We start from the raw sequence: 15,337 nt of genomic DNA on the forward strand, positions 1-15,337 counted from the left end.
GCGGTACAACCAGAAAAATCAGGCGGTTTTTCTGTTGCCCTTCCAGTAGCCGAAGATGTAGCCGATGACTATCGCACCGACGGCGGCCTGCAGGGCGAAGAGGAGCGACTCAATCTCACCGCTCGGGGGCTCCCAGAAGGGCTCGATCCAGGGTTCGTAACCGGAGGACTCGATGAGCTCGGCGGCTTCGCCGTCGGCCCCGCCCCAGGCTTCCTCCCCGGAAGCCCGGATCGCGGCATCCTGGACGAGGAAGACAGCGGCAAAGATGAGGATGAGCGCGACGACCGCGATCTCCATGCCGTACTTCATGCCGCGGCCTCCCGGAGTTTCTGGATAGTCGCCTCAGGGAGGAGGTTTAAGCGGGTGAGGATCTCGGGCTTGAGCTGGACGATGTACTTGAAGACCAGCGCAATGACCGCACCTTCGATGATGGCGAGCGGGACCTGGGTGACGGCGAAGATTGCGGCAAAGGCCGAAAAGGCCCCGAAGAACCCGACGGTTCCCGGGAACGCGAGCGCGAGCTGGATCGAGGTGACGACGTAGGTGATGAGGTCGGCGAGGGCTGCGGCAACGAAGACCGTCGCATAGGTGTTCGCCCCCATTCGAGTCCCGGCCTTATAGACGAGGTACGCGACGAGCGGACCTGCGATTCCCATCGAGAAGACGTTCGCCCCGAGGGTGGTGATCCCGCCGTGCGCGAGGAAGACCGCCTGGAAGATGAGGACGATCAGCCCGAGGACGGCGGCGACGAAGGGGCCGAAGAGGACAGCGCCGAGCCCGGTTCCCGTGGGGTGGGAGCAACTCCCGTTGAACGAGGGGAGTTTGAGCGAGGAGAGAACGAAGACGAAGGCGCCCGCAACCGCAAGGAGCGGCAGGGTTTCCCGTTTTTCCTTGACGAGCCTGTTCACCTGGTAGAGCCCGATGATGATGAAGGGCAGGGAGACGAGGAACCATATCTCCCACCAGGGGCTTGGTAAGAATCCTTCCATAATATGCATGATTTCTCCACCTGGACCGCCATAGCAACGGCCCATCCAGATCACTTGTTTTAGTGCAAATTACCTTGGTATATGTTAGTTATTCCCGGTCATATTTATCCCCTGCGATATTCAACACTACTGGAGTGATATGCGTTCGATTTCGAGAGTTCTCGTCGCGGGAACCCATAGCGGCTGCGGCAAGACCACGCTCGCAAGCGGCCTGATGGCGGCGCTCGCCGCCCGGGGGCTTGTCGTCCAGCCGTTCAAGGTGGGTCCGGACTTCATCGATCCCACGCACCATTCGGCCATCTGCGGCCGCGTGTCGCGCAATCTCGACCCGTTCATGATGGGGGAGGCGGGGGTGCGGGAGACATTCGTCCGGGCATGTGCCGGCGCCGATGTCGCCGTCGTTGAGGGCGTGATGGGGCTCTACGACGGGATCGATGGCGGCGACGTCGCGAGCACGGCACACGTCGCGAAGATCCTCGACGCCCCGGTCCTTCTCGTCGTGGACGCAAAAGGGGCGTCCCGGAGCGTCCATGCGGTTGTCCGGGGCTACGCGGAGTTTGATCCCGGGGTCCGGGTCGCCGGGGTTGTCTTCAACCGGGTCGGGAGCCCCCGTCATCGGGCGCTGATCGCGGCTACGGAAAGCCTCCCGGTCTACGGGTGGGTCCCCCGGCGGGACGACCTCGTCGTCGGGAGCCGGCACCTCGGCCTCGCGATGGCGGCTGAGACCGGGACGATGGCGGGATTCGGTGCGGTGGTGGAGGAGACGTGCGATCTCTCCGGGGTCCTGGACCTCGCGCGGGCGGCCCCGCCCCTCCCTGCGCCGGCGGAGGCCACGGAGAAGCCGGATGTCGGAGTCCGGATCGGCGTCGCGAACGATGCGGCGTTCTGCTTTTACTATGCCGACAACCTCGACCGGCTCAGGCGGGCCGGGGGGGAGCCGGTCTTCTTCTCACCGATAGCGGACCGGCTTCCGGATGTCGACGCCCTCTATCTCGGGGGTGGTTACCCGGAGCTCCACGCGGAGGCGCTTATGTCTTCCCGGTGCCGGGAGGACGTGCACCGGGCGGTCGACGACGGCATGCCGGTCTACGCGGAGTGCGGCGGGCTTGTCTACCTCACGGAGCGGCTCACGGTCGGCGACGACGATTACCCGATGGCGGACGTCCTCCCGGCATCGGCCGCGATGACGAACCGCATCCAGGCCCTCGGTTACGTGGAGGCCCGGGCTGTCGGCGGTTCGCCGGTGCTTGCACCGGGTTCAACCTTCCGGGGCCACGAATTTCACTACTCCCGTCTTGACTGCGCTTCCGATACGAGATTTGCCCTGGAACTCCTCCGGGGCCGGGGAATCTGCAACGGCCGGGACGGACTCACCGTCCAGAACGTGGTCGGGCAGTACACCCACGCTTATTTCCCGGAGGGGTTCGCAGAAACGCTGGTGCGGGCCGCCGGGACATACCGGCGGGTATAGGACGGGTCCTCGTGCTTCGCCGGTGCGGAAAAAAAGGGGTTAGAAGGTGACGATGACTTCCCCGGAGAACCCGGACGTCATCGACTGGTAGGTGTAGTTACCCGGGGTGCTGAAGGTGTAATTGTACGATCCTCCCGGCTCGATCATCCCGGAATCGAAGAATGCCGCTTCTCCGGTTGCCGAGACGGTCTGGTTCGTCGAGGCGTCGTTGGTCCATTCTACCGTGGTGTCGGCAGGAACGGTTATTGTGTTCGGCACATACCCGTTGTCGGTGATGGAGATGGTCTCGTCAGCGGCGACCGCCCCCGGCGGTCCCGGCGGGGTCTCGGTCGCGTTCGCGTCGGCGGTGGTCATCGGGGTTTCGGTACCTACGGTCGTTGTCGTCGTCATCGGGGTTTCAGTGCCTGTAGCCCCGGTTTCTGCTGGTGTTTCGGTGCCCGTTGTGGTTCCGGTCTCTATCGGGGTTTCAGTGCCCGCGATCGTCTCGGTTTCTGCTGGTGTCTCTGTCCCTATCGGTGTTTCAGTTTCCATCGGGGTTTCGGTCAGTCCCGGTGTTGTGCCGGGGGTCGCCGTCTCGTTGCCCGAAGGCTGCACACACCCTGCGATCATGATGCTCGCGATCACCATGAGGGCAAGGATACCAAACATTCTCTTCATGGGGTGGATGATGCCTCTTTGCGTAGATAAACTTTACCCTCCTCTGAAAACTGAGCCTGTATTGGTCAAATCTTTTACAGCAGCGTTGTGTCCCGGCATCATGGAATTGAGCGACGTTTATTTACCGTTATGCCTGGAAAGCCCTGTAGATCTCACCTTAGACTGAATAGCCGTCAGTGAGTCCGGATCGAGGACTGGACCTGTGTTGCCCACCCCGGACGCTATGTTCTTTGGGTCCGTGGTGCCGCACCGGAGCGTATCTGCAGCTGAAGATATTTATAGCCGGGCACGGATAGGACGGCCCATGACGGCACTGGGCAAGCGCAGGTTCGGGAAGACCGGGCGTGGGGTTACCCCCGTGGGGCTCGGGGGAGAGGGTGTCCTTCGGACGTACGGGCGGCATGCGGAGGCAAACGCCGTCATTATGGAAGCGCTCAATCAGGGGATAACCTATTTTGACTCGGCGAAGGTCTACGCGGAGAGCGAGGACTACTACGGTGAGGTCTGGCGAAGCCGTCCCGACCTCCGGACATCAGTCTTTCAGGCAAGCAAATCCGCGAGCAGGAACCATGCGGATGCCGAGATGGACCTCCAGGAGACCCTTCAGAAGATGGGCATCGCGACCCTCGACCTCTGGCAGATCCACGATGTCCGGACCTTCGCCGAGGTCCGGGAGATCGAAGGAGCGAGCGGTGCCCTTGAGGCATTTATCGAGGCGAAGGAGTCCGGCATCGTCCGGCAGATCGGGGTGACGGGACACCACGACCCGGATGTTCTCTCGCACGCGGTGGAGAACTGGCCGGTCGATGCCGTGATGATGCCCGTAAACCCGGTGGAAGGTGCACTCGGGGGTTTTCTCTCCTCGACGCTCACGACCGCAAGGGAGCAGGGGGCTGCGGTCATCGGGATGAAGGTGCTCGGCGGGTCGAATTTCCTTGTTCCTGATGCGGGGGTGACGCCGGAGGCCCTCATCCGCTACGCCCTTGCCCAGGAGATCTCCGTTGCAATCGTCGGCTGTTTTACACCCGCCGAGGTGCAGGCGCTTGCCGCCGCCGGGAGGAGCGATCCGTTGCCCGACGACGACGCGGAGGCGCTCATTGAAGCGTTTCGCCCCTACGCCCGCGAGGTTGCGTACTACCGGGGGCCCCTGTGAGATCTCCTCCGGCCGGTTTTCTATATCTGCTGAAGGCGCCAATATACCGTGAGGGATACTGCCATGACAACCAGGGAATCGGACCGGGACCGCATCGCCGCATCTCCGGACGCGGTCATCGTGCTGGTCGTGCTCGTCATCTTCCTGGACATGATGATCTACGGCCTCCTCATCCCGGTCTTTCCGCAGTATGCCCCCCGGCTCGGGGTGGACGAATCGGTCATCGGGCTCATCTTCGGGCTCTACGCCGCCATGCTCCTCATCTTCTCCATCCCGATGGGCCTCCTCTCCGACCGTGTGGGCCGCCGCCCCCTCATCATCGTCGGGATGCTCCTCCTGGCCCTCGCGACGGCTCTCTTCGGCGTCTCGACCACGGTCGTGCACCTGGTCGTTGCCCGGACGGTCCAGGGGATAGCGGCTGCGGCAACATGGTCCGCGGGGCTTGCGCTCCTTGCCGAGACCTGCGACCCGGCCTGTCTCGGGGAGAGGATGGGGATCGCGCTCTCGGCGGTCGGGGTCGGGACCGTCCTCGGACCGGTTTTCGGCGGGCTGCTCTTCGAGTATCTGGGCTATGCCGCCACCTTCCTCATCCCGGCGGTGCTGGTGGCCGCGGTCGGCCTCCTTGTCTTCGCCGTCCCGGTGCGCACCGCAAGATCGGAGGAAGGTCCGGGGCGGTCGTCGATGTTGCCCCCGGGAAACCTCGTTCCGCTTGCAGCCTGCGCGGCTGCTATCATCGCGGTTGCCGGGACCTATGGTGTCGTGGACCCCTACCTCCCGGTCTACCTGCACGCCGCCTTCTCGGCCTCCCCGGCGACGATCGGATTCGTCTTTGCGGTGCTGGCGGTTGCGGCAATTTTCGCCATGCCGGCCGCAGGACGGGTCTACGACCGTTACGGGGGCAGCCGCTACCTCATCGGCGGCGGGCTCATTCTCTCGGGAATTGCAATTGCCGCCGCCATGCGGGCGCCGACCCTTGCGCTCGTCGCCGTCGCCGTCTTCGTGCTGGGGGTCACGCTGAGTTGCGTCGTGGTGTCGGTGGTGCCGATCCTCTCCGGCATCTACCGCAACCATGGTTCGCAGGGCGCTGCCTACGGCATCTACAACACTCTCTACTCGGTGGGGCTCTCGGTCGGCCCGTTCGTGGGTGCCGGTCTTGCGGCGAGGTTACCGTTGCCAGCGATATTCCTGCTGCAGGCGGCGGTCCTCACGGTTATGGGTGTGCTCGGCTGGTTTGTCATCGGGAGGCTCGGGTGGCGTTAAGTTATGTTCATCATGCCGCGGGGCCAACAGATCCTGGATCGATGATACCATGCCGATTGAACTCCGCTACCATGTCCCGGAACTACTGATCGTCTTCTTTGGCTTTGTCTTCCTGGTCGCGGCCTTTGGGGTTGTCGGCGGTGAGGCGGGGACGTTTCTCTCCTCCGCACTTGATGTGGCGCTCTTTGTCGTTCTCGCGATGCTTGTCTACCTGGCGGAGGACCGGTACCGTGTGTTCCGGTGGGTCGCCGTCGCCTGGCTCTTCGTTCTCATCGGGGGGCTTGCGGTCGCTGCGGCCGGTATCGGGGTGATCTCGATCCTGCCGGCAGAGGTGCTCACGACCGGAGAACTCGACCCGGACGCGGTCACGCTTGCCCTGGCCGCGGATGTGGCGCTTCTCCTCCTCGGCGTCCTTGTCGCGGGGCTTGCAAGCCTCATTGGGTTTTCCCGAAGGTTCCGGGTCCGGCTTGCCCGGTACCTTCCCTTCGACCCGGACTCCCTCCTTCATACGGTTGCGCTCGTGGTCGTCATTGCCCTGATCCTGATACCGCCGGTACCGCTCCTGGTGACGGGAGGTCCGCCCTTCCTCTCGCCGCAGTTCCTCGACCTCCTGCTCGAGTCCGGGGACCTCCTCGCGGACACGGTCACGCTGAACGCCTACACCCTCTTCTGGACGCTCATCGGCTCGTTCTTTATTGCGGGGGCCTACGTCCGCCGTACCCCCGGCGAGACCCTGAAACGGCTCGGGCTCGTCCGGCCGACGGGAAGGGAGGTCGTTCTTGCCGTTGCCGGAGCTCTCGCGCTGGTCCTCGCGTTCCACTTCATCGACCCGGTGCTTGCTACGCTGGTGGGCTGGCTCGGTCTCCCGGTCACCGACGGGGAGGCCGTCAACCTGCTTTTTTCCGGCTCGCTCACCCTGCCCGGGATCATCATGGCGTCCATTGCGGCAGGTTTCGGCGAGGAGGTGAGCATCCGCGGTCTGCTCCAGCCCCGGTTCGGCATCCTTCTCCCGGCACTCCTTTTTGCGTCGCTCCACGCATTCCAGTACAGCTGGGACGGGATCATCTCGGTCTTCCTTGCGGGGATCGTTTTTGCCTATATCCGCCGCTACTCAAACACTACGACGTCGGCGATCACGCATACGGTCTACGACCTGGTGCTTTTTTCCCTGCTCCTGGCCGGGATGTCGTCGTGAGCGGGACCCCGGGTTCAGTCGGGGAAAAGTGGGTCGGCGACGTCACCATCCGATATGGTTTCCGTCGCAGAACGGTTTGTTCCACGATCTCCCGCACCGGCAGAGCGTAACCCGGTTTCGGATCGTATAGGTTCTTCCGTCGGCGGACTCGACAGGGATTCCGCCGCGGACCCAGAGCGGTCCATGTTCGCTTCTGGCGGGGTTCTCTACCACGACAACGGAGCGTTCAAGAACGGGCTCGATCGTCTCTCCCGTCTTGCGGTCGCGGAGAACGAGCCGGCCGGAAGGACAGTTGCACGCTTCTTCTACTGCCGTGTCCCGGGCGGATGGGACGTTGGACTGTTCCGTGAGGTTCCAGATCCCCCCGGCCCGCATGCAGAACCGTGCGTGTACACAGAGCCCTTCATAATCGGTCAGTTCCAGTTCCGGTCCTCTGATGAGGGTCGGGCTCTGGAGATACGGTTCATTCCCGGCGGTTTCGGTACCGTCAAAGTGGACCTTTTCATGTGTCCCGTCACAATAGGGTTTGTTCTTCGAATGTCCGCAGCGGCATAAGGCATACTCTTCCTGCAGAGGATACTCCTCCACCTTTCGCCATGAACGGCAGTCGCTCTCGTCATCGTAGGAGATCTCCATCGTCATGAGCGGGACACCCCCGGTCACGATATATGGACCATTTCTGCTCACCTGAATCTTCATGGTCTCTTCCTTTCCGTTTTTTTGTATTATCCGTCACGGTCGCGCTCTTTTTACGGGGCGATCTCGGGTCTATTATGAGTCGAGAATAAAAGGGTTCCGTCCTAACTTTTCTTCACGATAAAACTGGAAACAATGCCCACGTCATATCCGTGCCCGATTTGCTACAATCAACTGTCCTCGGACCTTTGGATCGGGGTTCGGGCATCTCCTGAAGATTGTTCCTGCGCCTCCAAGATGTATCTGTAAGCACGTGCCCGGAACTCGATATTCTGGGGGTTTCTCGGATCGGCATGGAGTGAATGCCCGCAACGTTTGTAGACGGCCTCATGATGGTGTAATTCTGCTGCTTATGGGTCGCCGCCCGGTCCTTGATCCTGGTAAAATTTCCCCGGCACGATCACGTCGACGTTGTTTTGGAAAATACGGTCATACGGGGTCCGGCCAGTGCTTCCGGTACATCTTCGACCGGTGAACCAACTTCGTAGTGGGGAACCTCGCGAAGGTGCCGCGAGTGTCGGAACCCTTTTTACTCGTTTCGGGAGGAGGGTATCGTGCTATTTTGGATATGCTTCTGATCGTTGCGGACGCGAACCGTCGACGTGAGTGTTACTGCGTCGCCACATCGCCTGCAACTCGGCGCGCACCTCCTCCAGGACATACAGGCGGCCTGCTCTGATGTTTCGAGAGACTCCTCGACTCCCCGATAACTTCTTTGATCAGGGGCTCTCTTTGTCCTCGGCGGTCCCCATAAGCCGCCCTCATGAGACCTTTGGCGATGTTATCAGCGTCGTCTCATCCTCAATCCCTATCGGTCTCATCAGCTGAGACGGACCCCGCGTCCGAAGACCGGCCGCCCCTCAGCTAGTTTCAATCCCTATCGGGTTTTCTCATCAGCTGAGACATCTTCCAGGAGGAGAAGGGCGTGATCTGTCGGTACGTTTCAATCCCTATCGGGTTTTCTCATCAGCTGAGACTGCTCTACCCGCTGCAGATCCACTTCCAGAACATGATGTTTCAATCCCTATCGGGTTTTCTCATCAGCTGAGACGTATGCCCGGGAAAGGGGCATGCCCTCAACGCGGAGGTTTCAATCCCTATCGGGTTTTCTCATCAGCTGAGACGCGCGGAGGGGGTATGATGTCGGGGACTAAGCGATGGTTTCAATCCCTATCGGGTTTTCTCATCAGCTGAGACGCAAATATGATTGATAGGATACGCCTTTTATAAGTTTCAATCCCTATCGGGTTTTCTCATCAGCTGAGACATGCGGAGTATGCTGCGCGTTTTGCGAGCATTACAGTTTCAATCCCTATCGGGTTTTCTCATCAGCTGAGACCAAGCGACGGCCCCCCCTCCCATGGCTGCACATGGTTTCAATCCCTATCGGGTTTTCTCATCAGCTGAGACGGTACACGGACGCGACCTATACCGTCAGTGTAACGTTTCAATCCCTATCGGGTTTTCTCATCAGCTGAGACTTTGCAAACATATATATACTAGAACTTTTTTAAAGTTTCAATCCCTATCGGGTTTTCTCATCAGCTGAGACCGGGAGACGGCCGGGGATCGGCCGGTGAGCCGGTGTTTCAATCCCTATCGGGTTTTCTCATCAGCTGAGACAAAAGGGGCTATTTCCATCGACTTGGTGCAGTATACGTTTCAATCCCTATCGGGTTTTCTCATCAGCTGAGACGAGGGGTTAACCATTCGGGTTCAGAGTCAAATCGAGTTTCAATCCCTATCGGGTTTTCTCATCAGCTGAGACAATAGTATGTATGTTGCTATTATGCGTGATAATCTGAGTTTCAATCCCTATCGGGTTTTCTCATCAGCTGAGACCTAATGTCTGCCATTATCAATCCCTCTCCTTCACAAAGTTTCAATCCCTATCGGGTTTTCTCATCAGCTGAGACGTCGCTGTTGTATGCGTTTCCCAGATATCATGACCGTTTCAATCCCTATCGGGTTTTCTCATCAGCTGAGACTTTCCGGGCTCCGTTCTCCATCACTCATTTTTTCTGTTTCAATCCCTATCGGGTTTTCTCATCAGCTGAGACCATTATATCACCCTCTCGCCAGGTTTATAACAACCGCGTTTCAATCCCTATCGGGTTTTCTCATCAGCTGAGACAACCGGGTCGTCTACGAGACCGACGCGGCCGGGAAGTTTCAATCCCTATCGGGTTTTCTCATCAGCTGAGACCCGCATCCGCCGGGTCAGATACGTCGAGGATCTCCCGTTTCAATCCCTATCGGGTTTTCTCATCAGCTGAGACTGCAGAGTCGGGCGACGATCCGGCCCGCCTCGATGTTTCAATCCCTATCGGGTTTTCTCATCAGCTGAGACCAATCTTCGTGGGCGTAGCCGGTCCCGGTCTCGTACGTTTCAATCCCTATCGGGTTTTCTCATCAGCTGAGACCAGCGCCTCGTCGGGGAAGGAGTGGCCGGAAAGGGTGGTTTCAATCCCTATCGGGTTTTCTCATCAGCTGAGACCGTTACGTATGTATGCACGTGTGCCACATTGAGTGTGTTTCAATCCCTATCGGGTTTTCTCATCAGCTGAGACCTTTTCTAGGGAACACCCCCCAGATTATCTAATCCTTGTTTCAATCCCTATCGGGTTTTCTCATCAGCTGAGACCCGGTGGCTGCATCTATCTGGTGGGTGCCACCCCTGTTTCAATCCCTATCGGGTTTTCTCATCAGCTGAGACCGCTGAATAATCCTGCCATCCATCAGCCCACCTTAGTTTCAATCCCTATCGGGTTTTCTCATCAGCTGAGACCGTGGTCGGGCTGTGCGGCTGGAGTTCTACGAGGGTGTTTCAATCCCTATCGGGTTTTCTCATCAGCTGAGACCCACACTACCGAGAGGATGCCGAGCGCGATGAACGTGTTTCAATCCCTATCGGGTTTTCTCATCAGCTGAGACATTGATAAATGCTACTGTAGAACGGAGGATCTTGGTTTCAATCCCTATCGGGTTTTCTCATCAGCTGAGACCACGAGTGCGAAGCATCCAATCCATATGACTACATGTTTCAATCCCTATCGGGTTTTCTCATCAGCTGAGACCAAACGTCAGATCAGTATAGAGCGGAGCGAATGATGGTTTCAATCCCTATCGGGTTTTCTCATCAGCTGAGACCGATATCATAGATTCATCGTTACGGCTCGATGCCGGGTGTTTCAATCCCTATCGGGTTTTCTCATCAGCTGAGACTTTCCCTATCCAGTCTCGCGGAGCCTGGACTCGCCGTTTCAATCCCTATCGGGTTTTCTCATCAGCTGAGACGTATATAAAACTTACGGATCTAGCCGTACCATCTTAAGTTTCAATCCCTATCGGGTTTTCTCATCAGCTGAGACGATAGCAGATTTACTCGCGGAAACAGAACAGGATACGTTTCAATCCCTATCGGGTTTTCTCATCAGCTGAGACAGTCCGGCGGCAAACCGGACGGCACGCATACTAGGTTTCAATCCCTATCGGGTTTTCTCATCAGCTGAGACCCCTGTATCGATGGCGCGGCCTGGAGGACGCCTACCGTTTCAATCCCTATCGGGTTTTCTCATCAGCTGAGACGCGCGCAGAAATGCCTGAGAACCAATAACCCGAACGTTTCAATCCCTATCGGGTTTTCTCATCAGCTGAGACGTATACACCTGACCTGTATAGGCGTTGATCGCTGGGTTTCAATCCCTATCGGGTTTTCTCATCAGCTGAGACCACCCTCGGGACGAACGCCTTCTACGCCGCCTGGCTGTTTCAATCCCTATCGGGTTTTCTCATCAGCTGAGACACCCCTTTAGGTCGCCGGCAAACTGGGATAGGCGGTTTCAATCCCTATCGGGTTTTCTCATCAGCTGAGACCCCCGAGAGGTCCCGGGTGTGCGCCGTGGAGTGGTCGTTTCAATCCCTATCGGGTTTTCTCATCAGCTGAGACAAATCCCCTCAAAAAGGGGAACAACCGCATTTGCACGTTTCAATCCCTATCGGGTTTTCTCATCAGCTGAGACGAAAATGATCGAGATCCAGAGTGACGACCAAGAAGTGTTTCAATCCCTATCGGGTTTTCTCATCAGCTGAGACTATACGGCAATCGGTCGACCCAGAGGAGAGCGAGCGTTTCAATCCCTATCGGGTTTTCTCATCAGCTGAGACAAATTGTCGTCATGCCGGATACCGTCTCAGAGATACAGTTTCAATCCCTATCGGGTTTTCTCATCAGCTGAGACACATAATCCCCCACCAGGGCCGTCCCATCGAGGTAAAGTTTCAATCCCTATCGGGTTTTCTCATCAGCTGAGACAGGACCCGTCGCCGTCAGAGACGGCGCTATAAATACGGGTTTCAATCCCTATCGGGTTTTCTCATCAGCTGAGACGGGGAGGCTCGCCCCTCCCCGGCGAGGGCATCGCGTTTCAATCCCTATCGGGTTTTCTCATCAGCTGAGACGCGCGTTCGCAGACTCAACCTCTTTCTTCCCGACCATGGTTCAATCCCTATCGGGTTTTCTCATCAGCTGAGACGGGACGGCCGGGCGGTTTGTGGACGTTCGGATCTCGGATTCAATCCCTATCGGGTTTTCTCATCAGCTGAGACGATACGACCCACGGCTCGACGTTCCAGGTCCAGAGGGTTCAATCCCTATCGGGTTTTCTCATCAGCTGAGACTCACACCCGATCACGGTGAGCTGCAGGGCGTTGTGGTTTCAATCCCTATCGGGTTTTCTCATCAGCTGAGACTGGTTACTCTCCCCCTCCCGCCCGGGGATCTTCTGGTTTCAATCCCTATCGGGTTTTCTCATCAGCTGAGACCTCCTGCCAGGCCGGGAGAAGGTCGGTTATGTCCGTTTCAATCCCTATCGGGTTTTCTCATCAGCTGAGACGCGCAGGACCCCCGGTACTATCTCCGGGTCTGGACGTTTCAATCCCTATCGGGTTTTCTCATCAGCTGAGACCAACGTCACCCCGACCGGTACCAGCGTGCAGCGAATGTTTCAATCCCTATCGGGTTTTCTCATCAGCTGAGACCGGGAGACCCGGGCCGTCCCGCTCCACCCGATGAAGTTTCAATCCCTATCGGGTTTTCTCATCAGCTGAGACGGGAGAACTCCGGGTTGATATCTACCCAGATAACGTCCGTTTCAATCCCTATCGGGTTTTCTCATCAGCTGAGACGAGGTCAAGTTCCCATCGATCCTCAAACGCGACCTGTTTCAATCCCTATCGGGTTTTCTCATCAGCTGAGACGATCTTTCCCTTGCATACAGGGCAGTTGTCGGTATGTTTCAATCCCTATCGGGTTTTCTCATCAGCTGAGACCCGGTTCGGCCTCGGGTATCCCAAGGGGAACAACGACGTTTCAATCCCTATCGGGTTTTCTCATCAGCTGAGACTTTTTTGTTCAGCCCGGCATCGAGTCTCCACCGAGGGGTTCAATCCCTATCGGGTTTTCTCATCAGCTGAGACACAACGCGCCCGAGGTCGACGTCGCCGACCAGATGTTTCAATCCCTATCGGGTTTTCTCATCAGCTGAGACCGGTACGTCGACGATCTCCCGGTGAGCGTGCTCGGTTTCAATCCCTATCGGGTTTTCTCATCAGCTGAGACCTGTATGCGGCCTGCCTGTGTCCAGGCTGATAACCAGTTTCAATCCCTATCGGGTTTTCTCATCAGCTGAGACGCGGAATCTGCTGGTCGGAACGCCCCGCACCCGTGTTTCAATCCCTATCGGGTTTTCTCATCAGCTGAGACGTTGTACTGAGGATTCCCTACGACTCTAAGTCGTTCGTTTCAATCCCTATCGGGTTTTCTCATCAGCTGAGACTTGCTCTCCCGGTTTCGACCATCGTCTCGATCACGGTTTCAATCCCTATCGGGTTTTCTCATCAGCTGAGACTCTATCTCTGGTACTCGCGCACTGCGCCCGAGAAGTTTCAATCCCTATCGGGTTTTCTCATCAGCTGAGACGAGGAGATACACATCGACCTCCTGATCGTACTTGTCGTTTCAATCCCTATCGGGTTTTCTCATCAGCTGAGACACAGCACGCTCTACTCCTCGGCACAGGGCAACCTCCTGTTTCAATCCCTATCGGGTTTTCTCATCAGCTGAGACTCGGATGGTGCAGAGTCCACCGCAAGGACATGTCGGTTTCAATCCCTATCGGGTTTTCTCATCAGCTGAGACCTTGGCTGACAGTCAGTGGCGAATCGTAGGATACTGGTTTCAATCCCTATCGGGTTTTCTCATCAGCTGAGACACATCGAGGTCCTATCTGGCCCGGGCTCGATCATCCGTTTCAATCCCTATCGGGTTTTCTCATCAGCTGAGACATGGGCTGCAAGGCTGCAAGATCCCGGGTCGAGAAGTTTCAATCCCTATCGGGTTTTCTCATCAGCTGAGACCATCCGGGTGCTGCATGCCTGGGTGACCGACGCCGGGGTTCAATCCCTATCGGGTTTTCTCATCAGCTGAGACAAAACATTGTTCTGGTGACAGGAGGATCCACAATGGGTTTCAATCCCTATCGGGTTTTCTCATCAGCTGAGACGGAGAAAGCAGCATGGGAGAAACTACCCCGAAACTGTTTCAATCCCTATCGGGTTTTCTCATCAGCTGAGACAATCTATCCCTCAGGTAGAGTTTCATCAGTATAGTGTTTCAATCCCTATCGGGTTTTCTCATCAGCTGAGACGTTTGGGTTAGCCATCCTTCATCCTCAATTACAGCGGTTTCAATCCCTATCGGGTTTTCTCATCAGCTGAGACTTCGGCAGTCTCTCCAACGAAACCTTCGTCCCCGGCGTTTCAATCCCTATCGGGTTTTCTCATCAGCTGAGACGCACCGGCTGAGGTTGCGACGGTTGCAACGGATATAGGTTTCAATCCCTATCGGGTTTTCTCATCAGCTGAGACCAACCCCGCGCTGACGAGCAAGGATCCGGGATACGTTTCAATCCCTATCGGGTTTTCTCATCAGCTGAGACAGGCGTCGCCGGTGAGGAGGGTCATGGATCCAGCCTGTTTCAATCCCTATCGGGTTTTCTCATCAGCTGAGACAGCTCTACGTCCACTACGCTGACCGTCCCACCCCGGTTTCAATCCCTATCGGGTTTTCTCATCAGCTGAGACCGTCGACCTCCTGCTCGCCGCCCCGGAGCAGGAAAGTTTCAATCCCTATCGGGTTTTCTCATCAGCTGAGACTACAGGACGAAGGCCGGCCGGTTCTTCGTGTATCGGTTTCAATCCCTATCGGGTTTTCTCATCAGCTGAGACTCAGACTCCTCGATGCACGGCGGCCGGTCGATCTTGTTTCAATCCCTATCGGGTTTTCTCATCAGCTGAGACAGGTCCTCGTAGTACTGCCGGGCCTCGTCGGGGCTGTTTCAATCCCTATCGGGTTTTCTCATCAGCTGAGACGGATGCGGTATCCTGGACGGCGCCGAGGAAGAGCGGTTTCAATCCCTATCGGGTTTTCTCATCAGCTGAGACTGAACTCGTATGGGCTGACACAGCCGAAGAGCTCAAGTTTCAATCCCTATCGGGTTTTCTCATCAGCTGAGACCGGGGAGTTCCGGTACTCCGGGAAGGACGGCAAGTTTCAATCCCTATCGGGTTTTCTCATCAGCTGAGACGCCCTTGAGCGGGAGACGGTCAATATCTGGCACCTGTTTCAATCCCTATCGGGTTTTCTCATCAGCTGAGACATGCATGGGGTCACCTTGTCGTCGGAGAGGATCGCCTCGTTTCAATCCCTATCGGGTTTTCTCATCAGCTGAGACCGGTCTCGACCCACTGGCGGAGTTTTGTCGCGTCGTTTCAATCCCTATCGGGTTTTCTCATCAGCTGAGACAGAACCTCGAAAAGGGACTCGGTGCCGATGGCTCGGTTTCAATCCCTATCGG

At 57.5% G+C, this 15,337-nt stretch carries 8 protein-coding genes and 1 CRISPR repeat array (1 of these 9 only partly in view); of the genes, 4 read left to right on the forward strand and 4 right to left on the reverse strand.

What is annotated here, in order from left to right:
- Nucleotides 1-18 precede the first annotated feature (18 nt).
- Together BRA42_RS03790 and BRA42_RS03795 are read right to left on the reverse strand one after the other, a co-directional pair.
- Complete coding sequence (locus tag BRA42_RS03790; RefSeq protein WP_292409967.1) at nt 19-309, reverse strand: energy-coupling factor ABC transporter substrate-binding protein; 291 nt, start codon at nt 307-309, stop codon at nt 19-21.
- Nucleotides 306-998 (reverse strand): energy-coupling factor ABC transporter permease, encoded by a 693-nt coding sequence (locus BRA42_RS03795; RefSeq protein WP_292409965.1) that lies wholly within the window; start codon nt 996-998, stop codon nt 306-308. The genes BRA42_RS03790 and BRA42_RS03795 overlap by 4 nt, the downstream gene beginning before the upstream one ends.
- Before the next feature lie 130 nt (nt 999-1,128).
- Between BRA42_RS03795 and BRA42_RS03800 the strand changes: the two genes are divergently transcribed.
- Nucleotides 1,129-2,460, forward strand: a complete 1,332-nt coding sequence (locus BRA42_RS03800) for a cobyrinate a,c-diamide synthase (RefSeq protein WP_292409962.1) — start codon at nt 1,129-1,131, stop codon at nt 2,458-2,460.
- A 39-nt stretch (nt 2,461-2,499) separates the two neighbouring features.
- Here the strand turns inward: BRA42_RS03800 and BRA42_RS03805 are convergent, their stop codons facing one another.
- Nucleotides 2,500-3,117 (reverse strand): cupredoxin domain-containing protein, encoded by a 618-nt coding sequence (locus BRA42_RS03805; RefSeq protein WP_292409961.1) that lies wholly within the window; start codon nt 3,115-3,117, stop codon nt 2,500-2,502.
- Nucleotides 3,118-3,421: 304 nt separating this feature from the next.
- Here BRA42_RS03805 and BRA42_RS03810 point away from each other — a divergent pair, with 304 nt between their 5' ends.
- From BRA42_RS03810 to BRA42_RS03820, 3 genes are all read left to right on the forward strand, one after another.
- The gene (locus BRA42_RS03810) at nt 3,422-4,270 is read left to right on the forward strand and encodes an aldo/keto reductase (RefSeq protein ID WP_292409959.1); all 849 of its coding nucleotides are present in this window, start codon (nt 3,422-3,424) and stop codon (nt 4,268-4,270) included.
- 63 nt (nt 4,271-4,333) lie between these two features.
- The gene (locus BRA42_RS03815; protein ID WP_292409957.1) at nt 4,334-5,530 is read left to right on the forward strand and encodes an MFS transporter; all 1,197 of its coding nucleotides are present in this window, start codon (nt 4,334-4,336) and stop codon (nt 5,528-5,530) included.
- 49 nt (nt 5,531-5,579) lie between these two features.
- Nucleotides 5,580-6,725: a CPBP family intramembrane glutamic endopeptidase gene (locus BRA42_RS03820; protein ID WP_292409956.1), complete on the forward strand. Its 1,146-nt coding sequence runs from the start codon at nt 5,580-5,582 to the stop codon at nt 6,723-6,725.
- A gap of 42 nt (nt 6,726-6,767) precedes the next feature.
- Here the strand turns inward: BRA42_RS03820 and BRA42_RS03825 are convergent, their stop codons facing one another.
- Nucleotides 6,768-7,424: a CDGSH iron-sulfur domain-containing protein gene (locus tag BRA42_RS03825; protein WP_342685841.1), complete on the reverse strand. Its 657-nt coding sequence runs from the start codon at nt 7,422-7,424 to the stop codon at nt 6,768-6,770.
- A gap of 864 nt (nt 7,425-8,288) precedes the next feature.
- Nucleotides 8,289-15,337: a CRISPR direct-repeat array (repeat unit 37 nt; unit sequence GTTTCAATCCCTATCGGGTTTTCTCATCAGCTGAGAC); it runs 5,523 nt beyond the window's last position.

Source organism: Methanoculleus sp. UBA374 (assembly GCA_002508705.1).
Lineage (GTDB): Archaea > Halobacteriota > Methanomicrobia > Methanomicrobiales > Methanoculleaceae > Methanoculleus > Methanoculleus palmolei.